20 protein-coding genes, 1 other RNA gene and 1 pseudogene are annotated in these 21737 nt (G+C 37.5%); 13 read left to right on the top strand and 9 right to left on the bottom strand.

Annotated elements, in window-relative coordinates; genetic code table 11:
• Nucleotides 1-10 precede the first annotated feature (10 nt).
• The 4 genes from ACTCIM_RS00790 to cysS all read left to right on the top strand — a co-directional run bounded on the left by ACTCIM_RS00790 (nt 11) and on the right by cysS (nt 3855).
• A complete protein-coding gene (locus ACTCIM_RS00790; protein WP_472313304.1) occupies nt 11-730 on the top strand; it encodes a zinc ribbon domain-containing protein in 720 nt (239 codons plus the stop codon).
• Between the two features lie 42 nt (nt 731-772).
• Nucleotides 773-1192, top strand: an RNA gene (rnpB, locus tag ACTCIM_RS00785) — RNase P RNA component class A.
• Between the two features lie 7 nt (nt 1193-1199).
• Nucleotides 1200-2408 carry a 2-C-methyl-D-erythritol 4-phosphate cytidylyltransferase gene (gene ispD, locus ACTCIM_RS00780; protein WP_472313302.1) on the top strand — a complete coding sequence of 403 codons (1209 nt, stop codon included), beginning with the start codon at nt 1200-1202 and terminating at the stop codon, nt 2406-2408.
• Nucleotides 2395-3855: a cysteine--tRNA ligase gene (gene cysS / locus ACTCIM_RS00775; protein WP_029965409.1), complete on the top strand. Its 1461-nt coding sequence runs from the start codon at nt 2395-2397 to the stop codon at nt 3853-3855. The genes ispD and cysS overlap by 14 nt, the downstream gene beginning before the upstream one ends.
• A 47-nt stretch (nt 3856-3902) precedes the next feature.
• On the opposite strand, the gene ACTCIM_RS00770 is transcribed toward cysS, so the two are convergent.
• From ACTCIM_RS00770 to ACTCIM_RS00760, 3 genes are read right to left on the bottom strand one after another with little or no spacing between them, the layout of a single operon-like run.
• Nucleotides 3903-5162, bottom strand: coding sequence for a phenylacetate--CoA ligase family protein (locus ACTCIM_RS00770; RefSeq protein WP_464279658.1), 1260 nt, complete (start codon nt 5160-5162; stop codon nt 3903-3905).
• Nucleotides 5163-5180: 18 nt separating this feature from the next.
• Nucleotides 5181-6884, bottom strand: coding sequence for an FAD-dependent oxidoreductase (locus tag ACTCIM_RS00765; RefSeq protein WP_472313301.1), 1704 nt, complete (start codon nt 6882-6884; stop codon nt 5181-5183).
• A gap of 18 nt (nt 6885-6902) precedes the next feature.
• Complete coding sequence (locus ACTCIM_RS00760; protein ID WP_029965414.1) at nt 6903-7670, bottom strand: ABC transporter ATP-binding protein; 768 nt, start codon at nt 7668-7670, stop codon at nt 6903-6905.
• 157 nt (nt 7671-7827) lie between these two features.
• On the opposite strand from ACTCIM_RS00760, the gene ACTCIM_RS00755 reads away from it, so the two are divergent.
• The 6 genes from ACTCIM_RS00755 (at nt 7828) to ACTCIM_RS00730 (ending at nt 14029) form a co-directional block, all read left to right on the top strand.
• Nucleotides 7828-9087 (top strand): class II fructose-bisphosphate aldolase, encoded by a 1260-nt coding sequence (locus ACTCIM_RS00755; protein WP_464279661.1) that lies wholly within the window; start codon nt 7828-7830, stop codon nt 9085-9087.
• 139 nt (nt 9088-9226) lie between these two features.
• The gene (locus ACTCIM_RS00750; protein ID WP_472313299.1) at nt 9227-9910 is read left to right on the top strand and encodes an ATP-binding protein; all 684 of its coding nucleotides are present in this window, start codon (nt 9227-9229) and stop codon (nt 9908-9910) included.
• 86 nt (nt 9911-9996) lie between these two features.
• Nucleotides 9997-10359: a preprotein translocase subunit YajC gene (gene yajC / locus ACTCIM_RS00745; protein ID WP_029965418.1), complete on the top strand. Its 363-nt coding sequence runs from the start codon at nt 9997-9999 to the stop codon at nt 10357-10359.
• An 84-nt stretch (nt 10360-10443) separates the two neighbouring features.
• Nucleotides 10444-12042, top strand: coding sequence for a protein translocase subunit SecD (secD, locus tag ACTCIM_RS00740; RefSeq protein WP_464279663.1), 1599 nt, complete (start codon nt 10444-10446; stop codon nt 12040-12042).
• Between the two features lie 10 nt (nt 12043-12052).
• A complete protein-coding gene (gene secF, locus ACTCIM_RS00735) occupies nt 12053-13090 on the top strand; it encodes a protein translocase subunit SecF (protein ID WP_472313297.1) in 1038 nt (345 codons plus the stop codon).
• 72 nt (nt 13091-13162) lie between these two features.
• A complete protein-coding gene (locus tag ACTCIM_RS00730; protein WP_464279665.1) occupies nt 13163-14029 on the top strand; it encodes a DMT family transporter in 867 nt (288 codons plus the stop codon).
• Nucleotides 14030-14576: 547 nt separating this feature from the next.
• Here ACTCIM_RS00730 and ACTCIM_RS00725 read toward each other — a convergent pair.
• The 3 genes from ACTCIM_RS00725 to ACTCIM_RS00715 form a co-directional block, all read right to left on the bottom strand.
• Nucleotides 14577-14783: a hypothetical protein gene (locus tag ACTCIM_RS00725; RefSeq protein WP_464279669.1), complete on the bottom strand. Its 207-nt coding sequence runs from the start codon at nt 14781-14783 to the stop codon at nt 14577-14579.
• Nucleotides 14773-15315: a zeta toxin family protein gene (locus ACTCIM_RS00720; protein ID WP_464279670.1), complete on the bottom strand. Its 543-nt coding sequence runs from the start codon at nt 15313-15315 to the stop codon at nt 14773-14775. Before ACTCIM_RS00720 ends, ACTCIM_RS00725 begins: the two co-directional genes overlap by 11 nt.
• Nucleotides 15316-15401: 86 nt before the next feature.
• Nucleotides 15402-15605 (bottom strand): GmrSD restriction endonuclease domain-containing protein, encoded by a 204-nt coding sequence (locus ACTCIM_RS00715; protein WP_472313295.1) that lies wholly within the window; start codon nt 15603-15605, stop codon nt 15402-15404.
• 136 nt (nt 15606-15741) lie between these two features.
• On the opposite strand from ACTCIM_RS00715, the gene ACTCIM_RS00710 reads away from it, so the two are divergent.
• From ACTCIM_RS00710 to ACTCIM_RS00700, 3 genes and pseudogenes are all read left to right on the top strand, one after another.
• Entirely contained in the window at nt 15742-15915 is a 174-nt protein-coding gene (locus ACTCIM_RS00710; protein WP_472313293.1) for a hypothetical protein, read from the top strand.
• A gap of 456 nt (nt 15916-16371) precedes the next feature.
• On the top strand, nt 16372-16620 hold the full coding sequence (locus tag ACTCIM_RS00705; RefSeq protein ID WP_472313381.1) for a nucleotidyltransferase family protein: 249 nt from the start codon (nt 16372-16374) through the stop codon (nt 16618-16620).
• 13 nt (nt 16621-16633) lie between these two features.
• A pseudogene (locus ACTCIM_RS00700) lies at nt 16634-16975 on the top strand (HepT-like ribonuclease domain-containing protein).
• A 127-nt stretch (nt 16976-17102) separates the two neighbouring features.
• Here ACTCIM_RS00700 and mutL read toward each other — a convergent pair.
• Genes mutL through ACTCIM_RS00685 form a run of 3 tightly spaced genes read right to left on the bottom strand, consistent with a single transcriptional unit; the run spans nt 17103 to nt 21729 of the window.
• Nucleotides 17103-18803, bottom strand: coding sequence for a DNA mismatch repair endonuclease MutL (mutL, locus tag ACTCIM_RS00695; protein ID WP_472313291.1), 1701 nt, complete (start codon nt 18801-18803; stop codon nt 17103-17105).
• Nucleotides 18803-21049, bottom strand: coding sequence for an LPS-assembly protein LptD (locus tag ACTCIM_RS00690; protein ID WP_472313290.1), 2247 nt, complete (start codon nt 21047-21049; stop codon nt 18803-18805). Before ACTCIM_RS00690 ends, mutL begins: the two co-directional genes overlap by 1 nt.
• On the bottom strand, nt 21049-21729 hold the full coding sequence (locus ACTCIM_RS00685) for a DUF47 domain-containing protein (RefSeq protein WP_029966216.1): 681 nt from the start codon (nt 21727-21729) through the stop codon (nt 21049-21051). Before ACTCIM_RS00685 ends, ACTCIM_RS00690 begins: the two co-directional genes overlap by 1 nt.
• Nucleotides 21730-21737: the final 8 nt, after the last annotated feature.

Below are 21737 nucleotides of genomic sequence, written 5' to 3'. Positions count from 1 at the left end.
AGGAGGTATAATGTATATTGAACAGATTAAAAAGCTAGTTGTCCTTCAAGATATTGACAACAAACTAATAGCTTATAGGGAAAAGATAGAATCTATTCCCCAAGCCTTAAATAGCTTGAAAGAAGAACTGGAAGAAGTTGAAAAAAAGAAAGCAGAGATACAGGAAAGGTTTGATTTTTTAAATGACCAAAAGATGAAAATGCAAACCGAGATAGAAGATAATAATAATAAAATTAAAAAAGTTAAAAATAAATTGATGCTTATTTCTAATTCAAAAGAATATCAAGCAATGATGAGAGAGCTTGATAATTTTGAGCGATTAAATAGGACCAAAGAAGAAGAATTGACTACTATTTTAGAAGATATAAGTTTACATAAAAAAGAATTGGATGAACTGGAAAGCAAAGAAGAAGAGTTAAAAACTAAAATAGAGGCCCTGGAAGAAGAGAATATTACTGCTCTGGATGAAGTAAAACAGGAAATAGAAAAACTGGAAAAAGAAAGAGAAGAATCTTGTGCTTTAATACCTCCTCCTATTCTTGCCAGGTATAATTTTATCAGGGAAAGGCTCAGTCAGCCTGTGGTAGTGGCTGTGAGCAATGGTGTATGTACGGGCTGTTATATTAGTGTTCCACCGCAAACTTATGTAGAGCTCCAAAAAGGAGAGCAAATTTTAAATTGTCCCAATTGTCAACGCTTGATTTACTGGGAAGAACACTATTCCAAGTAATTACTTGTCAAAATAATTTGTTGTTTTAAAATATAAAACAGGGGAGTTGGGCGGACTGCCGCTTCTTAAGTTTTTTAAGAAGAGGAAAGTCCGGGCTCCACAGGGCAGAGCGCTGGGTAACACCCAGTGGAGGCGACTCCAGGAAAGTGCCACAGAAAACAGACCGCCCAGCACCCACTTTGAAGATGGTAAGTTTTGAATTTTTAAACTACTATTTACCGCCTTCAAAGTGGGTGCTGGGTAAGGGTGAAACGGTGGGGTAAGAGCCCACCAGCTACCATGGTGACATGGTAGGCTAGGTAAACCCCGCTCGGAGCAAGGCCAAATAGGAAGGCGTTTGAGGCTGGCCCGGCTGAAGCCTTCGGGTAGGCCGCTGGAGGTCAAGGGTAACCTTGATCCTAGATTAATGGCAGTCACCTCTTTTTAGAGGTACAGAACCCGGCTTATAGCCCAACTCCCTTTTATTACTATGAAAAATTATTGGGCCATAATTTTAGCAGCAGGTCAAAGTTCCCGTCTTCAAGAGCAGGGTTTAAAGACCAAGAAACAATTTCTCACCTGGAAGGGATTGCCTTTATTTTTTCACTCCCTGGTAAAACTAGCTAATTTTCCTAAGATAAGGGGAGTTGTTCTGGTTTTTTCTGAAAGTGAACTTTCTCTTTGGCAGGAAAGAGCTTTGAACTTGGCTTTTGAGCAGGGACTTAATCTTGCTTTGCGCTTTGCTGCAGGAGGCAGGTTGCGGCAGGATTCAGTATTTAATGGCTTGCAACAATTGCCTGAAGAGTGTGATTGGGTTTTAGTACATGATGGCGCCAGGCCTTTTTTTTCTCTTCAGCTGGTTTCCAGGCTTTTTGATCGGGCAGAAAGTCAGCCTGAGTTAGCTGGAGTTATTCCTGCTCTTAAAAGCAAAGACACTTTAAAAGAAGTGGAAGCCAACAAGGTAAAAAAGACTCTGGATAGAGATAAAATATTACGCATTCAAACTCCGCAACTATTTTCTTTTTCTATTTTAAAACAAGCTCATTTAAAGGCCAGGGAAGAGGGACTGGTGGGCACAGACGATTCTGCTCTGGTTGAGGCTTTGGGCAGGGAAGTGGGCGTAGTGGAAGGTGAAGAGGAAAATTTAAAGATTACCACCCAAGATGATTTGAAAATGTTAAAAAAAGAAAAAAAAGTAATTTATAAAAATGGCTTTGGCTATGATGTGCATCGTTATGGAGGCGATAAGCCCCTTATCTTAGGGGGAATTCCCATTTCTGAAAAGATTAAAGTGGCAGCTCATTCGGATGGAGATGTGTTATTTCACGCCCTGACAGATGCCCTTTTAGGTGCCCTGGGAGAAGAGGATATTGGCACCTTTTTCCCAGATACAGAAGATGTTTATGCCAATATGCCCAGTAGTATTTTTTTTCGGGAAGCTTTGCTTCTGGCCCTGAAAAAGAATTTTCAACTGGTCCACCTGGATTTGACTATTGTGGCTCAGATACCTAAAATTGCTCCTTTTAAAAGGCAGATTAAGAAAAATTTAATGGGGCTTACAGGACTTGGAGAAGAAGATATTGCCCTTAAGGCTACTACAGAAGAAGGGCTGGGATTTACTGGAGCTAAAGAAGGTATTAAGGTTTACGCTCTGGTGACAGTGAAAAAAGAAGAAGAGGTGGAAAATGAAGATTTATAATTCATTAAAGAGGGAAAAAGAGGAGTTTGTTCCTCTTAGAGATAATGAAGTTAGAATGTATGTTTGTGGTATTACTGCTTATGATTACTGTCACATTGGACATGCTCGCTCTGCTGTTGTTTTTGATGTTTTGGTTAGATATCTAAGGGATAAAGGTTATAAAGTCATTTTTGTACGTAATTTTACAGATATAGATGACAAAATAATCAATAGAGCCCATAAGGAAAATTTACCCTGGGATGAAGTAGCCAGAAAATATATTGAGGCTTTTTATGAAGATATGGATAGGTTAAATATCTTGCGGGCAGATATTGAACCCAAGGCTACAGAGCATATTGAGGAAATGATAGAGCTGACTCAAAAGCTAATAGATAAAGGATTTGCTTATGTCACTTCTAGGGGAGATGTGTACTTTCGAGTGCGTAAATTTAAAACCTATGGAGAGCTTTCAGGTAGAAATATAGAAGAATTGCAAGCAGGCGCCAGAATAGAACCTGGAGAGGAAAAAGAGGACCCTCTGGATTTTGCCTTGTGGAAAAGTGCCAAACCTGGTGAGCCTAAGTGGCCAAGTCCCTGGGGAGAGGGTCGTCCTGGTTGGCATCTGGAATGTTCTGCCATGAGTGAAAAATATTTAGGACTTCCCTTTGATATCCATGGGGGAGGGCAGGACCTGATTTTCCCACATCATGAAAATGAAAAGGCCCAAAGTGAGGCAGCTTATTCTACTTCCTTTGTGCGCTATTGGGTGCATAATGGTTTTGTGCAGGTAAATTCAGAAAAGATGTCCAAATCCCTGGGCAATTTTGTTACCATAAGAGATATTTTAAACAATTACCATCCAGAGGTGCTGAGGTTTTTTCTCTTAACCAAACATTATCGTAGCCCCTTAGATTACAATTTGGAAAGTGTAGAAGAAGCTGAAAAGGGATTAAAGCGAATTTATCAAGCAGTAGAAGAACTGGAAGCTATTTTAAGCAATAAAAAGTGGAAAAAGGTAAAAGTTGATAGTAGTTTAATAGAAGAGATAAAAGAACAACAAGATAAATTTTTTCTTTCTTTAGAAGATGATTTAAATACAGCTAAAGCTATTGGTTATCTTTTTAATACAGTTAGAATTGTAAATCGTATAGCTACGGATAAGAATTTGCGTAAGGCTGAGCCAATGAAAGATGTTCTGGTTGAAATTAGAGAGTTTTTGACCAGAGCAGGCAAGATTTTGGGTGTACTCAATTTAGCTCCAGCAGTATTTTTAGAAGAATTAAAAGACATTCAGCTGAAGAGAAAGAATATTGCCAGGGAAGAAGTAGAAGCCCTAATTGCCAAAAGGCAAGACGCTAGAAAAAATAAAGATTTTGCCCTGGCTGATTCCCTAAGGGAGCAGTTGGTTGCTTTGGGTATAGAAGTAAAAGACACTCCTGCAGGCCCGGTCTGGGAGGTGGTTTCCTAAGGGATGATTGGAATAAATAGTTTTCAGATTAAGAATTGAAAATTATTTTATTCTTTTTTTAAGCTTTCCGGCTCCACTAAGACTACTCTGGGAGTTACCCCTAGCCAGAGAGAAATGGAGTGTCTCAAGTTATCTACCAGGCCTCTTTGCCTTTTCATCTGGTCATAAAAGAGTTCTTCTGTAATCCCTATTTTTAGGACCAGTTCATCTTTTTCCTCAGTTCTTATTACTTCCATTTTCCAGGCAACCTGGGTTTGCAAAATGGAATCCAGGATACTGGCTATGCGCTTGGGAGAGATGTTTATTCCTTTTACTATGAGTACATCATCTACCCGTTCTTTTATGGGCTCTATGATTTTAAAAGTCCTGCCACAGGAACACTTCTTGGGTATAATTATGGTTTTATCCCCGGTACGGTAGCGTAAAAGGGGAAAGCCTTCACTGACCAAAGTGGTAAGTACCAATTCTCCATACTCCCCAGGAGGAAGAGGTTTTAAGGTGTTGGGGTCAATGATTTCTGCTAAAATTACGTCTTCTGCTAGGTGTAAGTGTCTGTTTTGAGGACATTGATAGGCAATACCTGGCCCTAAGACTGCACTAAGCCCGTAAATATCATAGACCTGGGCTTGAAAAAACTCCTCAATGTCTTTTTTTAAAGAATCTTCCAGAGGCTCTCCAGTGCTTAAAATGGTTTTTAGGCGCAGTTTGGCCAAGGGATAGATATTCTGGCTCAGTCTATTTTTTAGAATTTTGAGATAACTGGGAGTGGCAATAAGGCAGGTGGTGCCAAAATCAAGCATCATTTTGATTTGTTTTTCAGTGCGCCCTGCTGAAGCTGGAATGGTAGAAGCTTTGAGTAAGTGGGCTCCTTCGTGAAAGGAAAAGGCAGCTGTACCCAGACCATAGTTTAAGGTTATTTGGAAAACATCTTCGCTACTTAAATTAAAGTTCTGATAGGTCCTTAAGACCAGGCTGGCGATTGCTTTCAGGTCGTTTTCTGTAAAGCCAATAACAATGGGATCCTTGTCTTTACCTGTGGTGGAATGGATGCGCACAATGTGTCGCAGGTTAATGGCAAACATATCATAGGGATAGGCTCTGGATAGGTCTTCTTCTGTGGTAAAGGGAAGTTTTTCCAGGTCCTTAAGAGAAGAAAATTCATCTGGGTCAAAGTTTATTTCTTTAAACCTTCTCTGGTAAAAGGCCACATTTCTTTGAATCCTTTGTAAGGTGCTTTGCAGCCTTTCCAGTTGAATTTGTCTTAATTCTGCTTCCTCTAAGAATTGATTTTCATAGGTGCAGAGCATAATGATTCATCCTTAAGGTTAAAGGTTAAGGCCATATTTGAGTAAGAACCCCATTCCTCCCAGGACATTTTTGGTTTGCTTAAAACCAGCTTTGTTTAAAATTAGTTGGGCTTCATAAGACCTTGCCCCAGTATTACATACAAGCAAAATTTCCTTATCTCTGGGAATTTTATCCAGATTGGCCCTTAAGTTTTCAGCTGGAATATTAAGCCAGAGGTCTCCGTACTTTTCTATCCAGGGTTTGGCGTTGTCTTCTCCTCTACAGTCAAGCACTATTCCTTGCTTATCCTGTAAGGATTTTTCTAAAAAGGCTTTTACTTCTTCTGGTAAGGCTCCCCTGTTTCTGTTTTCCAGAATATTTTCTGTGACATTAGCTACCACATTGACTATATCCATGGCAGCAGCATAGGGGGGAGAATAGGCCACTTCTAAGTTGCTTATGTGCTTTAGGGTGGGGTAAAAAGGCAAAAGACTGGCTACCGCATCTATGCGTGCTTTGAGGCTATCACCATTGGAGCTTATGCCCTGAATGCCCAAAACCCTTTCGTTCTTTTCTTCAACTACCAGTTCCAAAAGGATAAGGTCTTTTTCTGGATAAAAATGAGCCTTGTCAAACTGCAGAGCCAGACCGCTTTGGGCCTTAAAGCCACTTTTTTTCGCCCTTTCCAGGCTTAAACCACTTCCAGCAATGGTCAGGTCAAAGAGTTTTAAAATAAAGGTTCCACAGGCTCCAGCAAAGGTCTGTTGGTAGCCAGCTAAATTGCTTCCTATAACCCTTCCCTGGCGATTGGCCAGAGAGCCTAAGGGAAAGTGGGCGTATTCTTGAGTAATCAGATGTTTTAAGGCAACAACATCTCCACCCGCATAAATATTGGGGTCAGAGGTTTGCAGATATTCATTTACTATCACTCCACCCCAGGAAGTAGTTTTCAGGCCTGCTTCTTTGGCCAGTCTGGAATCTGGAATTACTCCTGTAGCTAAAATAACCAGGTCTGCAGACAGGGTCCTTTTGTTGGTTATAACTTCTTTTACTGAATTTTCTCCTTTAAATTCAAGTACCTGTTCAGATAAATAGAGGTTTACCCCTTGATCTTGCAGATGTTTTTGAGCTACCTGGGCCAGTTCTGGGCTGATAAAACCAGGTAGAATTTGTTGGCTTATTTCTACAATAGAAGTTTCAATTCCCCAGAGGTCAGTTAAAGCATAGGCGATTTCCAGGCCAATAAAACCAGCACCAATAACCACGGCCTTTTCCACGCCCTGGGTTATTTTTTCCCTGATTTTAAGGGCCTGGCCTAAACTTTTTACTGCGTAAATGTTTTCTAAGTCTATTCCAGGTAAATTCAATTTTCTGGGAAAGGCTCCAGTGGCCAGGACCAGCTTATCATAGGGAAATATCTTTTCCTCTTGGTTTTTATGGTCAAAGGCCAAAACTTTTTTGGAGTTGCGGTCTATTTTTTGAGCTTCTACCTGGGTTAGGACCTTGACTCCTTTGGCCTGTTCAAAAAAGTTTTCATCTCTTAGTACATGATAGGAAGTGCTTTGGAGTTCCTTAATATCACTTACTTCACCAGAGAGATAAAAGGGAATTCCACATCCTCCATAGGAGATGAACCTGTCCTTTTCCAGGATAATCACTTCACTTTCAGGTTCCAGCCTTTTAAAACGGCAGGCTGCTTTGGGCCCTAAGGCCACTCCTCCAATAATAACTACTCGTTGCATCTTTTACCTCTTTTGTTTTTAAGCAATATCTGCAAAGATATCTTCCTCACCCAGGTATGCCTTAATTACTTCTGGATTTTTTTGAACATTTTTGGGTGTATCCTGGATAAAGGGTTTGCCTTCTATAAGTACCAGTATCTCATCTGATATGGACATGATTATATCCATATCGTGCTCTATTATAAGTAGAGTCAGGTTAAGTTCTTTTTTGAGAAAAGCAAGTAAATTGGCCAGTTCGTGAGATTCCTGGTTGTTAAGGCCTGCTGCTGGTTCATCTAACAGAAGGAGCCGGGGTTTGCTCATCAAACATCTGGCAATTTCCAGTTTCCTCTGATGGCCATAAGACAGTTGACTGGGAGAAAGCTTTTCTTTTTCTTTCAAGCCAACCAAATCCAGAAATTCCCTGGCTTGTTTTTGGAGTTGTTTATATTCCCTGGAATTAAAAACAAATAAATCTTTTAGCTTGGGCCTTATCCAGGAAGCAGCACCCAGAAGTACATTTTCCAGGCAGGTAAGGTCTGGATACAGGCTTAAGTTTTGAAAGGTCCTGGTTATACCCAAACGGCTGCGTTTATAGGCAGGGAGGTGGGTTATATCCTGGTTTTGAAAATAGATTTTTCCTTTACTGACTTTTAAGGTGCCTGAAATGAGGTTAAATAAAGTGGTTTTGCCTGCACCATTGGGGCCAATAAGCCCAAAGATAGTATTGGCTTGTAATTCAAAGGATACTTTTTGAATGGCTTTTACTCCGCCAAAGTGTTTACTTACCTCTTGCAGTTTAAGCATATGTAGTCCTTTAAATAATAAACAATGAGCTTTAACTTGCCCAAGTTTTAGGTCTTTGGCAAGTCTTCTAAACCTTGCCAAAAGCTTTTTTTTCAGGCAGAAAAGTAGGGTTTAAGGGACAAAAAATAAAGAACCAGCAAACCAAGGAGGTAGTCATATGAGTGATAGCTATGCCAGACTTTTGGAAATTGGTAGACCTGAAAATATAAAAAAGCTTTTTCCCCATAGCAAAGCCCTTTTGGTAAGTGGCAAGGTCATTGATAGGGCCATGTTAAAAAAAGGTAAGGCCATGACCATTGCGGCTAATTGCCGTAATTACTTTGTTTTAAGAGGGGTTTTATTGGCTGCCCAAAGGGCCAATGCAGCTATTATTGTGGAAATTGCCAAGTCTGAAAGCAATTATTGCCACATCAATATGTGGAATCTGGCCAGGTTTGTAGATACTGTGGCCAATGAACTGGGAGTTACCATACCTATAGCTATCCATGCTGATCATTTTACCATCAAAAATGACAAAGACATAGAATTGGCCAGAAAACAAATTCCTTCTCTTTTTGATTTTGGCATCACTTCTATTGCCATTGATGCTTCACATTTGCCTGATACAGAAAATCTTTTGGCCAACATAGAATTGGCCAAATATGTACCAGAATGGGCAGGTTATGAAACAGAAGTAGGTGAAATTAAAGGTAAAGAAGGCCTTTCCACTCCTGAGGAAGCCCTATTTTTAATCAAGGGTTTAAATGCCCATGGTATTTTTCCTGATTGGATTGCTTTAAACAATGGTACCACCCATGGTATTCAGGATAGTGATGCTGGAATTCAGGTGGATTTAACTGCCAGGATACATAAGGCCCTGGAGCCTTATAAAATTTCTGGGGCCCAACACGGTACTTCTGGAAACAATTCTGATAGGTTAAGGGAGATTGCAGCCAAAACTGCTACCACCAAAGCCAATGTAGCTACAGCCTTACAGATGCTAGCCTGGGGAGTTAAAGTGGATGAATATGGCAATGCCGTGCTGGACGAAAACAAGGAATTGATTAAGGAAGAAGGTAAAGGTTTAAGCGAGGAGCTTTGGCAGGAAATGGTGGCTTATGCCAAAGAAAAGGGCTGGGCTCCTAAAAATTACAAGTGGTTGAATTTACCCTTTGAAATGAAGTTTTTAAGCGAACCCAGAGAGATAAGGGAGCGTATGACCAAAGCAGTGGAAGAGTTTACCTATGACCTTCTGGTGAATGTATTTAATGCCCAGGATACAGCAGATATTGCCAAGGAGCTTCTTTTAGAGGCTGGAAGTGCCAATTTAGGCCCCAAAGCTACTCAAATTGAAAATCCAGCAGATTGGACCGTAGAAAAAATAAAGACAATGGAGAATCTGCGCACCCATGCGGGTGATGGAGATTATGACGATTAAAAAAATTAGCCTATAAGCTAGTTTGATGAGGGCAAAGTATTATTACTTTGCCCTTTTTTATTTTTTTTTGATTTAGGTCAAAGCTAAGTTATATTTTTTTACTTAAAAAGAGGCCAACCCAAAAGGAGGAGGCCTTAAAATGAAGAGAAAAATTATTTTTATTGACGAAGAGCTATGTACAGGTTGTGGGGAATGTATCCCTTCCTGTGCAGAAGGAGCTTTGCAAATAATAAATGGTAAGGCAAAGGTTATTGCCGATCGCCTGTGCGATGGCCTGGGTGCTTGTCTAGGGCATTGTCCCACAGGGGCGTTAAAACTAATAGAAAGGGAAGCTGAACCCTTTTCCGAAGAGGAAGTAAAGAAAAGGCTTGCAACTAAGTCCTGTCCTTCTACCAAACAGGTATCTGTCAGTAGTGAAGAGTCCTTTCTTCCCCATTGGCCCATTCAAATCCCCCTGGTTCCCAGCCAGGCTCCTTTTTTTAAATCTGGAGAAGTTTATATTTTTGCTGATTGTGTTCCCCCGGCCTGGCCAGATTTTTTTAAATTAAATTTAAAAAATAAGGCAGTGCTTTTGGGGTGCCCTAAGCTTAGCAATACAGTTCAGTATCTGGAAAAGTTTCAGGAGATTATAAGGCACAATGAATTACGCAAAATTACCCTTTTCCAGATGGAAGTTCCCTGTTGTGCTGGCTTACTTGCCTTATTAAAGGAAGCCTTAAAAAGAGAAAATAAAGAGGTGGAGATAGAAGTAAAAATTATTTCCAGAACAGGCAAAGAAGTACAAACTCCCCTTGAAAAAAAACTCGGACCTACTCCTCTCTAAATTTTTAACTGAAAAGGAGTTGACTTTCTGCTTTTAATAGCCCTAAGTAAAAAGACTTTAACTTAGGAAAAAATTTAGGAGGAGTTATGGATTTGGTAAGTATTGCTTATGCCATGGGCCAAAGTGGGGCTCAAGGTCAACAGGGTAGTCCTTTAGGGGCCTTTTTGCCCTTAATCTTAATGTTTGCTATTTTTTACTTTTTGCTTATTCGTCCTCAACAAAAAAAGGCCAAACAACATAGAGAGATGCTGGCTAGTTTGCGCAAGGGTGACAGAGTGATGACTGGTGGTGGCCTGTATGGTAGGATTGTGGATATTGATGGAGATGTTATTACGATTCAGGTGGCAGATGGAGTGGAATTGCAGGTAAATAGAGGATATATCGCAGGCCTGGCCAATCCGGAAAGAAAGGAAGAAAAAGCGCAAAAAAAAGGCAAAGAGAAAAAGTAGCCAAAATAAAGTTTTTTGGTTAAGAAAGCCTGGTTTTAAAGCCAGGCTTTTTTTGTTTAAAAACGTTAAAAGGGGTAGAAGTCTATGAGCATGGGGATTAGATGGCGTTTTTTGTTGATTTTAGTAGTACTTTTATTTGGTATTATTTATACTCTTCCTTCTCTTCCTGGAGTAAAAAATTCTTCTTTGGCCCAATTTTTACCTTCCAACCAGATAAACCTGGGACTGGATTTAAAAGGTGGCATCCATCTTACTCTGGGCGTGGATGTGGAAACTGCCCTGAAAAATTCTTTGATTCAACTGGGAGAAGATATTCGAGAAGAGGCAAGAGATAAAGAAATTTTTATTTTAAAACCTCTTTTAACCAAGGAAGGGTTTTTAAGTTTCTCTCTACTTAAGAGCTCTGACCAGGAAAAGTTAGATGATTTATTGCAAAAATACTTTCCCATGGTGCGAGTAATTAAAAAGGAAAGGTCAGGGGAGCAATTGGTTTATGTTCTGGCCTTTAAAGAAAAGTATAAAGAACAACAAAGCAAAATGATTCTGGATCAGGCAGTAAAGACCATTCGTAACCGTATAGATCAATTTGGCGTTGCTGAGCCTGATATTAGAAAACAAGCTGACAATAGAATTCAGATTCAACTTCCTGGTTTAGAAGATCCAGATAGGGCCATCAGGGTGATAGGCAAGACTGCCCATCTGGAGTTCATGCTGGTAGATGACAGTGTGGGCTTAGAACAGGTCAAGCAAAACATTTTGCCTCCAGGTAGAAAAATTTATTACTTATATAAAACCTTACCCTCTGGAGAGGAAAGTAAGCAACCCATTGTTTTGATAGATACTCCTTTGCTAACAGGAGAATACATTACCACTGCCAATGTGGCTTTTGATTCTTTTGGACGTCCTTATGTTTCCCTTTCCTTTAATGCTAGAGGAGCTAAAATCTTTGAACGCATTACAGGTGAAAATGTAAACAAGAGATTGGCTATTGTTTTAGATGGCAAGGTTTATTCTGCTCCTGTAATTCAAGAAAAAATTATTGGGGGTAGGGCGAGCATTACAGGTAATTTTAGCACTGATGAAGCTCACGACCTGGCCATTGTCTTAAGAGCTGGCTCTTTGCCTGCTCCAGTCAAGATTTTAGAAGAAAGAAGTGTTGGGCCTTCTTTGGGACAGGAATCCATTCAAAAAGGTGTCTTTTCTGCCTTGCTGGGTGGTGCTCTGGTGGTAATTTTTATGTTGATTTATTATGGCTTTGCAGGATTGATTGCAGATACTGCTCTCATTTTTAACCTGATCTTGATTTTGGCTGGTCTGGCTGCTTTTGGTGCTACCTTAACCCTGCCTGGTATCGCTGGTATTATTTTAACCATTGGTATGGCTGTAGATGCCAATGTTTTGATTTTTGAGAGGATTAGGGAAGAATTAAGGCAGGGGCTTACTCCCCGCAAGGCCATAGCAGAAGGGTTTTCCAGAGCAACTCTGACTATTTTAGATGCCAATGTTACCACTGTAATTGCAGCTATTATTCTTTACCAGTTTGGAACAGGACCCATTAGAGGTTTTGCTGTAACTCTTACTCTGGGTATTTTGGCATCCATGTTTACTGCAATTTTTGTGTCCAGGGCTATTTTTGATTGGTGGCTCTCCAGCAAAGAAGAAGTTAAGACTCTAAATATCTAAGGGGGCAGAAATGGGGTTACAAATTATTAAGCCAAATACTAACTTTGATTTTATAGGGCTCAGAAAAATTGCCTTTTTACTTTCAGGAATTTTAATCTTGATTGGTATTATTTCCCTGCTGGTTCAGGGTGGACCCAAGTATGGAATAGATTTTGCCGGTGGAGTAATTGTTCAGGTAAAATTTTCTAAGAACATAGAAGTAAAAGAAGTCAAAAAGGCTTTAGCCCAGGCCAAACTGCCAGGACTTGTGGTGCAGCGTTTTGGTTCAGAAGCTGACAATGAATACTTGCTAAGGCTTTCTCTGGGCAAACAAAGTGGTGAAGAGATAAGAAAAGAAGTAAGTGCAGCTTTACAAAAAAATCTTCCTCAGGATGTATCCTTTGAGATTCAGCGTTTGGAAATGGTTGGACCAAAGGTGGGCTCTGATTTGCGCAACAAGGCTCTGGAAGCTTTGTTCTTTGCTGTTTTGCTAATTGCCATTTATATTTCTGGCCGTTTTGAGCATAAGTGGGCAATTGCTGTCCTTATGGCTGGAGCTTTGGGATTGGGGGTTTATATTTTAAAATTATTATCTGTCCCCATAAGCTGGCTTATTGTGGCTGCCATGCTTATAACCTTGTTTTTATGCTGGTATTTAAAACTAAAATACGCATTAGGAGCAGTAGTAGCTCTAATTCACGATATAACTATTACTGTAGGAATATTTTCTTTACTGGGCAAGGAATTTGATTTAACTATTGTAGCTGCCTTGCTTACAATTGTTGGTTATTCTTTAAATGATACTATAATTGTTTTTGATAGGATTAGAGAAAATTTAAAAGATAAAAAAGTTTCATCTTTTGCAGAAACTATCAACAAAAGTATTAACCAGACCTTAAGCAGAACTATTTTAACCTCTGGTACCACTTTAGTTGCTGTTTTAAGTTTGCTTATTTTTGGTGGTGGAGTAATTCATGATTTTGCTTTTGCTCTGTTTATTGGTATTCTGGTTGGTACCTATTCTTCTATTTATGTGGCCAGTCCTATTTTATTGGCCTTTAAAGAGTAATGAAGAAAAGATATAGATGAATTTTAAAAGTCTCCTCATTCAGAATGGGGAGACTTTTTTTATAAATAAAATATGATTGCAAGCAAAACTTTTAGTAAATTTCAGGGTTATTTTTTTATTTTATTAGCTGCTACTTTGTGGGGAAGCATTGGACCTCTGGCTAAACTGGCCTTTGCCCAAGGAGTTACCCCCTTAGAAGCTGCTTTTTATCGGGCCATGTTTGGCTGGTGTTTTTTCTTTGTCCATGCTTTGGTTAAGAGAAGTATTAAGATTGAACTTAGAGAACTACCTTTATTTTTTGTTTTTAGTTTTTTTTGTGTAACCCTGTTTTTCCTTTCTTATCAACTGGCTGTAGCCAGGGTAGGAGCAAGTCTTGCTTCTGTGTTGCTTTATACTGCGCCAGCCTGGGTAATTGTGTTAGCCAGAGTTTTTTTAGGTGAAAAAATTAGTCCTTTAAAATTAATCGCTCTGGCTTTAACTTTGGTAGGAGTATATCTGATTTCCTTTTCGGGAAAAGATGTTCAGGTTAAAATTAACTACTTAGGAATTTTTTTTGGGCTTCTTTCTGGATTTACCTATGCTTTATATTATATTTTGGGCAAAAAAATATTAACCCACTATAACTCTTTTACTATTTTTACCTATATTTTGCCTTTAGGCTGCTTGCCTTTATTCTTTTTCCTTCCTAGCACACTTCCTTCTAATCAAGCCTTACTTACTTTATTTGGGTTGGGATTTGCTACTACTTATCTGGCTTATTTAAGTTATTATCAGGGGCTTAAATATCTAGAAGCCTCTAAAGCTTCCATGGTAGCCACTATAGAGCCCGTAGTAGCTTCTTTACTGGCATTTTTCTTCTGGGGAGAGGTATTAAGCTTTACGGGGTATATGGGAGCTGTATTGATTTTAGTGGCTGTAGTACTGACCATTAGACTGTAGGGTAGATGAAATTTATTTAGGAGATAAGTAGAGGCAAAAGAAGTATTTAATCGCAAAAAATAATTTTTTTTGTTAGTGTCATATAATTTTATCACTTAACTTATATTTCATTAACTTACTTAATTTCCAAATTATCCCAAGAAAAATTGTGTGTCAATAAATGTTGAAAAATTATTTATACAAAATTTTTAACTTTTTAATTGTTTTATTTTATTAATATTTATTACAGGTTGCTATCTAGATTTCAACATATTTCTAATATATTAGAGCAATTTTTTGGGGTATATCCAAGAATAAAGCAGTATAAAAATTATAATAAGTTTTTTATTTTACTGATAAATAAATTAAAGAAATATATTTTAAATAGTTATAGAATAGACAATAGCAAATACTACAAAAGAAGATATTGAAAATTTTCACAGGACAAAATTACTATTTTACCTGAAAAATTAAAAGATGGTATGATCAATTGAAAATATTCGTGAAATTTATTATTTTAAATATCCTCCAGAAATAATGTTACAGGGTCACAAATTCCGCCCCAAGTTCACCTGTCGCTATGGAGCGCAGCAGATTGATGGTCAACTGGAGCATTTTGTGTGGTGTCTATTTCAGGACTTATGTATTCAATTTTACCGTCTTTCCAAATTGGCACTTTTAAATTTCTCTTTTTTGCTTCTTCTATAGCCTTAAATGCGGCTCTCTTTAATGCCTTTAGTCCTAACAAGACATGGTCATCAAATTTATTTTCCATTATATCCCCCCGATTTATCAACAATAATTGGTTTAGGTCCAGATGTATCATACACTACCCAACCATCACACAAAGGTTTATAAATCTCCTGAAAATTCTTCCAACTTCGGTGAAAACGACGCCTGATGTCTTCTACGGGCACATCATGGCCCCCTTCAGCTACACGTAATTTCACACGCTCTATTGCCAGATCCACCGAAGCCAATTTTAAAAAATAAATGAATACCCTGTAACCTTTCGCCTTCATATATTTGATTTTCTTGGTATAAGTTCTTCCAGATAATGTGGTTTCAAAAGCAAATGATTCTCCTTTTTGAATGCATCGGTCTATCAGTTCAAGCATCAATTTGCCAGCCCTTATTGCTGCTACTTCAGGTCGAAATGGAGATAATCCTGTTGCTATCAAATCGGCATTTATAAAATTTAAACATTTAGCATCCTTTGGCAAAAATTCTTCTGCAAACGTAGTTTTACCAGCTCCGTTTGGTCCAGCTATGATATAGCAAGTTTTAATCATCTCTCTGTTTTTCACTTAACCTCATTATTCACTTGCCATTATGAAACAAAACCAAATACCTTAGCTGATTGGGAGCCTACGTGCACCCGATTGTTGCGTTTTTAAAATGGACATATACTTTTTATAAAATTAGCTAATATATTAGTCCTATTGTCAATGTCGGTCTTAGTAAAAGATCCTCTTCTGCTAATTTGAGACGATACCTCATTACTCATTTTAAAAATACTTCTATCATAAATAGATGTTTTGTCCATTGGCGTTTTATCTCTTGCAGAACTATTTAAACTTTTTTCTAAAATAGTCAAATTTCCAAGGCCCAATATATCAGAAAAGATGTCACCTAGTCTGGCTGAGATGAGGGGTGTATTATTCCTATTATCTTGTTAAACTGACTCCTCGGGGAAAGGGAAAATTTCAATCTGGCCGGTAAGAGATTTTTTTATGGTTTACTCTTCTGATAACATTAAAGAAAGTGTATTTAACCAGTTTTTTGTATCCTCAAAATATCCAGAGTGCTGGTTTGAAAATGTTTGCAATCCAGATTCAGTCTTTACAGTAGACTTTAATTTAGTTGATGACCACCACTACAAACTGGTTGTTTGCTGGATAAAATGACATAGTCTTTGGCGAAATCTTTATTGACAAGTTTTTGTTATCAAAATAATAAACTTAGATAATAAAAGTAAAATGAGGTTATAAGAAATATTAGCCAGCTTTGTTGCCTTAAGTTTTTACCAATCTGAAATAGCAATTAATCTCTTTGAATTCTTAGCTGTAAACCGTGAATAGTGAATTAGTAGTTTAAAAATGTATATAGTTTTTTGATTGTTTAATGATAGATGTTGTAAAGTATATATCTCTAATACCACAATGTTATATTTATTTTTTTGAGCTAAAATTAATTTTATAATTAGGTATAAAAAAATTGTAAAGTAAGTTATAATAATATGTTAACAAATTTTAAAAAATTTGGTTATAAATATATTTAATACTCTTTAAAGGGTTAGATTAAAATATTAATAATAGAATAGATGTAAACATAATAGAGACAAAATTAAGAGAGAATAAAGAATATATAAAAAAGTTTTTTATGTTAAAGAAATAGGGATACTTGGGTTATTTGTTAGAGGAGAGCAGTCTTCAATTAGTTATGTAGATATTCTTGTGGAATTTAAAAAAGGTCATAAAGATTTTTTTAATTATATTAAACTAAAATGCTATCTTGAAAAACTTTTGGAGAGGAAAGTAGATCTTGTTATAAAAAATGCTCTTAAATCTAGACTGCGGAAAATGATTCTTAGTGAGGTTGAGTATGTCTAAATAAAGGGAGTGTATATTTTTTATAGAAGATATTTTAATTTGCATTGAAAAGATAGAAAGGTATACAAACAACATTTCTTTTGATGAGTTTTGCAAAAATGAGATGGTGGTTGATGCAGTCATAAGAAATTTTGAAGTAATTGGTGAAGTAGTAAAAAGAATTCCTTTATAAATAAAAATAAAATATTCAGATGTGGAATGGAAAGAAGCTGCAGGTTTTCAAGATGTTTTGATCTATGATTATTTTGGTATTGATATAGAATCTATCTGGGATACCCTAAAAAATAATATTCTTTCCTTCAAAAAACAGATCGCAAAAGCTTTAGAATCTGAAAAGGCCCTAGCTACAAAATAAAGAAATTGATTTTTCCATCATTAAGTTTATTTGGATCATTTTTTTACTTTTAAACTCTTGATTAGAAAAAATTTGCTTTATATCTATTAATGTTTTTTGATATTAAAAATAACTACATTTTATAAACTTAAGTTCTTTTAAAAAGGGCATGAAACATTTCTGCCCTGAGGGGGAGAGAGGTAGGTCTTCCGTGGGGGCAAAAGGAGTTGTTGGGGCATCTTTGCCATTTTAAAATAAGACCCAGGGCTTCATCTGTAGTTAAAGTGGCTTTGGCCTTTATACTTCCTTTACAGGCCATAATCTTTAATAGCTCTTCGTATTTATCTATTTTTTTCACCAATATTTCTTTGAGAAAAGAGGTGCTTTGTTCTGGGGTAAGCAAGCCTGGTATGGTTTTTAAGTGCAGGATATTTTCTTTTAATTCGCCACTAAATCCAAGTTCACTTAAATAGCCAAAAAGTTCTTGAAAGCATTCCTGCTCAGATAGAGAGAGTTTTATAGTTAGAGGTAAAAGCAAATGTTTTTTTTCAATTTTTTTGTTTTTTAACTCTTCAAACAAAATGCGTTCATGTACAGCATGTTGATCTAAGAGTAAAAAATTTTCCCTATCTTTTAGGAGTAAATAGGTGGAATCTATTTGTCCCAGATAAATTAAATTATCTTTTTGGGCAGGTTCAGAGTATTTTTCTTCCAAACTGGTTGGAGTGTAGGGAGCTTTATTTTCAGCAACTTCTTTTACTTCAGAAATATCTTTTTCTGTTAAAGGTAAAGAAAATTCTTTTTTATCCATTAGAGCTGGCTTTATCTCTTCTTTTACTTCAAAAGAATAGGTTATTTTAGGACTTAAAACCTGTTCTAAAGCTTTTTTGACCAGGCTAAAAATTAGACCTTCTTCTGTAAAACGCACTTCTGTTTTTGCTGGGTGTACATTTACATCCACCAATTCTGGAGGAATGTGGATAAATAGAAGGGTTTGGGGAAATTCATTGCGTAAAATTTTTCCTGCATAAGCTTCTCTAATGGCTTTTAAAATAATTTTATCCTGCACAGGCCTATTGTTAACATATACAAATATTCTATTTGCTCTAGCCTGGATGGATTCTGGCTTACTGGTATATCCAGAAATGGTTATATCTTCTTTTTTCAGATTAAATTCTAAGAGATTTTGGGTTATGGATTCAGGCCAGATTTTTTGAAGGCGCAATAAGGGCTTTTCCTGCTTGTAAAAGTGTAAATGCTCTTTTCCCTCAACAAATAAAAGAAATTCCACCTGGGTGTGCGGCAAGGCTTCCCGAATAAAGGCCTGGATACATTTATTTTTCTCAGTAGCAGGAGTTTTTAAGAATTTTAGCCTGGCAGGTACATTTAAAAAAAGGTTTTCCACTTTGACTCTGGTTCCAGGAGGATGGCTTAAGGGGTATTTTTTTAAAAGCTGTCCAAAATGGACCTCTACAGCCATGCCACTTTCCTGCTCTAGAGTTTTAGAGCTTAAACTAAGCTGAGATACTGAGGCAATGGAAGGAAGGGCTTCCCCTCTAAAACCATAGGTAGAGATGGAAAGCAGGTCGGGGAAAAAGGAGATTTTGCTGGTAGCATGTCTGGTAAGGGCTAATTCCAGTTCTTCCTCCGGGATGCCCACTCCATTATCTTCTACCTGGATGAGCTCTAACCCACCTCTTTGGAGATAGACTTTTACGGAAGTGGCCAGGGCATCTAAACTGTTTTCCAGGAGTTCTTTTAAGACACTAGCTGGCCTTTCTACTACTTCTCCTGCTGCAATTTGGTTTTGTACTTCTGGAGGCAGGATTTTTATGGAGGGACGGAGCATTATTTTCCCCCAAAGGAGCCAAGATTGAGCAGATTGACCATAACCTGGAAACGGTCTTCATAATCGGTTCTGGAGAAAGTGAACTCCAGACTAAAGCATTGATGCAGGTAAGTAAGGATTAAGGTTTTTTCCAGGTCTCTATCTGCTACCAAATCGTGTCTAAAGAAGAGGGAGATTTTCCAGCGAGGAATAAAGAGAATATCTCCTCCCCATTTAAGAATTTTTACTTCTTCAGTGCGTTTACGGGTATATTCATCTATTTCCCTTTCAAAATCCAGACTAAAAAAGCCACTTAATTTTTCTGGATAAGTAAGTCTTAGGGTATGTTCGTGTTCAGTGATTTTTTTTAAATAAAAGGAATAATAGGTGTTACCTGTATAACTAAAGTAAGAGTTAAAATTTAGATTGGCTTCCAGGAGAAGGTCAGAAAAAGGACGCCTGGGATACTCCTCAAGGTCATTATTTCTTCTGGCTTCTCTAAAGTTATAGCTTTGCTCCAGCTTTAAGCGCAAAAAATCAAGATATTCTTTTTGCAAGGTGCCATTACTCAAGGTGTCTTTACGCAGGGTAAAAAGATTGGTCAGGGAATAGGTAAGTTCTTCTTCTGGCCCCAGCCTATCCACAGAGTCAAAATAGGGGAGTTCTCTCTGGTCTTTTTCTGGTCTAAAACTATAGATAATTTCTGGCTTTAAATTGTGTTTGAGTTTGCTATAATGGCTTTCTCCTTCGGTTAAAGGCGAGTCCTGCAGGTCGTAGACTTTAAAGAGTTCTGTGTAGGTATCAAGATTAAAGTCATAGATGTTTCTGGCTTGAATATGACTGTTTTGATCTATGAGAGTACTTTCATTTTCAAATCTATCGATGAGATAAAGGGTTTCTCTAAAACCCAGTTTGGGGATAATAGTAGTGTGCCAGAGTTTAAAAGTCTTACTTATTTTGGGATAGATATCTATCCTTTCTCCTTTGGTTCCATATTCCCGCCAGAAATAAACCGTATCCAAATTTCCTTCTACATCCAGACCTAAATAGGGAAGAGGAGTTTTGTAAAAACTTAAATCCAGCTCTGGCAGGCGCTGTACTGTGGGGTCTTTACTGGCCGGGAGGTTGTGATTTTTGTAGTTTAAGTTTTCGATATAAACAACTTTACCTGTAAGAGAAAAATTTTCAAAAGAATGGAATAAGCTTAAGGTATTGGTCCTGGTCAAATCATCTGTTTCTTCTATATCGCGTCCAAATTCATTTAAAAAATTAGTCCTGCTTTGATTGAAACCAGAAAGTCCTGTTTTAAATTCCCTTAAATAATTTTGATCTGAGACATAATCCAGATCCAGTTTGAGTTTCCACTCTGGATCAAAGAGAAAAGAATCTATTTTACCCCGCAACCAATAACGGTCGTGGTTAGGCCTGATAAGGCCATCGTCTTGAAATTCAGATTCTTCGTCGTTTTCAGTGGTAGCTATTTTGGAGTCGTACAAATAATCTCCTCTAAGCAAACCCTTGGTTTGGACATTGGGGGTAAACCTGTATTCCAGGCCGTGCATGATTCCCTTCAGGGAATAGTAGTTTTCAAAAAGGGTTAGGTCTTGCTCAGCATTGATGACTTGGTAATAGGGCTGGTTATAATTAAATCCCTTTTTGGAAGAAGAGCCTATTTCAGGGATGAGTAGGCCGCTTTGTCTTTTGGTCTTGGCTGGAACTAGTAAAAAGGGAGAGTAAAGTACTGGTGTGTTTTTAACCCTGAACTTTGGATGCCAGAGTTTGGCATAACCTTCTAAGGTAATTTCTCCAGACTTGGTGCTTAAAGACCAGGCAGGGTGTGTGCCATCACAACTGGTAAGCGTAGCTTCTTCAAACTTATAAATATTTTGACCTTTTTTTTCTAAATAATCTCCATAGATATAAATATGTTCAGGAGAGATAAAAATTTTCCCCTTTTTTACCCAGCCCACTTTATCTTTTAGATTAAACTCTGCCTCTTCTCCTTCCAGATAATCATCTTGCCATTTGATTTTTATTTTACCCTTTAAATAGGCCCAGTTGGTGTCTTTGTAATAGCGAATATAGTCTGCAAAAAGATAGTCTTTTCCTCTGGTGAGCATTACCTGCCCAAAACCTTCTATATAACCTCCTTTTTCGCTGGCATAGAGTTTGTCTGCTTCTAAATGCCAGGGAAGTTCTTCTCCATTGGCTGTAGCCAGGTAACTAAAAAAAATTAAAAGTAAAAGGCCAAGACAACGTCTAAACATTATCTAGCAATCATTGCCCTTAGAATATCTGCACAATTTTCACAGTTATGAGCCATGTCATCTATACATTGAACAAAGTGAATGAGCTGGTAAATATCTTTAAAATCCAAATCAGAGTTGTAAATTTTCATGGTCAGTTCTCTTTTGGTCCTTTGAATATTGTGGCGCTCCCTTCTTACTTTACGATAGTGCTCTTTTGTCCCTTCTCTATCCAAATTTTCTCCATGAACTAAATCAATAGTTGCCTTTAAAGCTGGTCCTAAAAGTTCAGTAATGGTTGCTACTTCATCAATTAAAAAGATAAGGTCTTTTTGAAATTCTTCACTTATTTTTACCTGACGCATTCCAAGCCATTGTAAGGCATCTTGAGCAGAGTCTAAAATATTGTCTTGAGATTTTGTATAGTTTAAAAATAGAGTTTTATCTACAGCCATAAACATACTTCTGGGCAAATGATTGCGAATATTACGTTTTATTTTATCAGCATGATTTTCAATTTCATCTATTTCTTTAGTAAGTTCAACAAATTCTCGACAAGCTCCTCCACCAGATACATAGCACTCTAAAGATTCTTTAATAATTTTTATACAACCTGCTATTTTATCGTAGTGTTCTATTAACTTTTCCATAGGAGACTTGGGAGCCAAAAGACCAAATAGGGGAAGTTTTAATAGTTTCATAATATATA

This window comes from Desulfonauticus sp., assembly GCF_055126295.1.
Note: the sequence above shows the minus strand (reverse complement) of the source record. Positions and strands in the feature narration are given on the sequence as shown.

What these genes read in the sequence shown, in the direction of transcription:
- secF (WP_472313297.1), top strand. Translation starts at nt 12,053, where the DNA reads ATGGGGTTACAAATTATTAAGCCAAATACTAACTTTGATTTTATAGGG.
- secD (WP_464279663.1), top strand. Translation starts at nt 10,444, where the DNA reads ATGAGCATGGGGATTAGATGGCGTTTTTTGTTGATTTTAGTAGTACTT.
- ACTCIM_RS00685 (WP_029966216.1), bottom strand. Translation starts at nt 21,729, where the DNA reads ATGAAACTATTAAAACTTCCCCTATTTGGTCTTTTGGCTCCCAAGTCT.
- ACTCIM_RS00730 (WP_464279665.1), top strand. Translation starts at nt 13,163, where the DNA reads ATGATTGCAAGCAAAACTTTTAGTAAATTTCAGGGTTATTTTTTTATT.
- ACTCIM_RS00790 (WP_472313304.1), top strand. Translation starts at nt 11, where the DNA reads ATGTATATTGAACAGATTAAAAAGCTAGTTGTCCTTCAAGATATTGAC.
- ACTCIM_RS00755 (WP_464279661.1), top strand. Translation starts at nt 7,828, where the DNA reads ATGAGTGATAGCTATGCCAGACTTTTGGAAATTGGTAGACCTGAAAAT.
- ACTCIM_RS00690 (WP_472313290.1), bottom strand. Translation starts at nt 21,049, where the DNA reads ATGTTTAGACGTTGTCTTGGCCTTTTACTTTTAATTTTTTTTAGTTAC.
- ACTCIM_RS00725 (WP_464279669.1), bottom strand. Translation starts at nt 14,783, where the DNA reads ATGGAAAATAAATTTGATGACCATGTCTTGTTAGGACTAAAGGCATTA.
- ACTCIM_RS00710 (WP_472313293.1), top strand. Translation starts at nt 15,742, where the DNA reads ATGGTTTACTCTTCTGATAACATTAAAGAAAGTGTATTTAACCAGTTT.
- ACTCIM_RS00760 (WP_029965414.1), bottom strand. Translation starts at nt 7,670, where the DNA reads ATGCTTAAACTGCAAGAGGTAAGTAAACACTTTGGCGGAGTAAAAGCC.
- mutL (WP_472313291.1), bottom strand. Translation starts at nt 18,803, where the DNA reads ATGCTCCGTCCCTCCATAAAAATCCTGCCTCCAGAAGTACAAAACCAA.
- yajC (WP_029965418.1), top strand. Translation starts at nt 9,997, where the DNA reads ATGGATTTGGTAAGTATTGCTTATGCCATGGGCCAAAGTGGGGCTCAA.
- ACTCIM_RS00765 (WP_472313301.1), bottom strand. Translation starts at nt 6,884, where the DNA reads ATGCAACGAGTAGTTATTATTGGAGGAGTGGCCTTAGGGCCCAAAGCA.
- ACTCIM_RS00750 (WP_472313299.1), top strand. Translation starts at nt 9,227, where the DNA reads ATGAAGAGAAAAATTATTTTTATTGACGAAGAGCTATGTACAGGTTGT.
- ispD (WP_472313302.1), top strand. Translation starts at nt 1,200, where the DNA reads ATGAAAAATTATTGGGCCATAATTTTAGCAGCAGGTCAAAGTTCCCGT.
- ACTCIM_RS00770 (WP_464279658.1), bottom strand. Translation starts at nt 5,162, where the DNA reads ATGCTCTGCACCTATGAAAATCAATTCTTAGAGGAAGCAGAATTAAGA.
- cysS (WP_029965409.1), top strand. Translation starts at nt 2,395, where the DNA reads ATGAAGATTTATAATTCATTAAAGAGGGAAAAAGAGGAGTTTGTTCCT.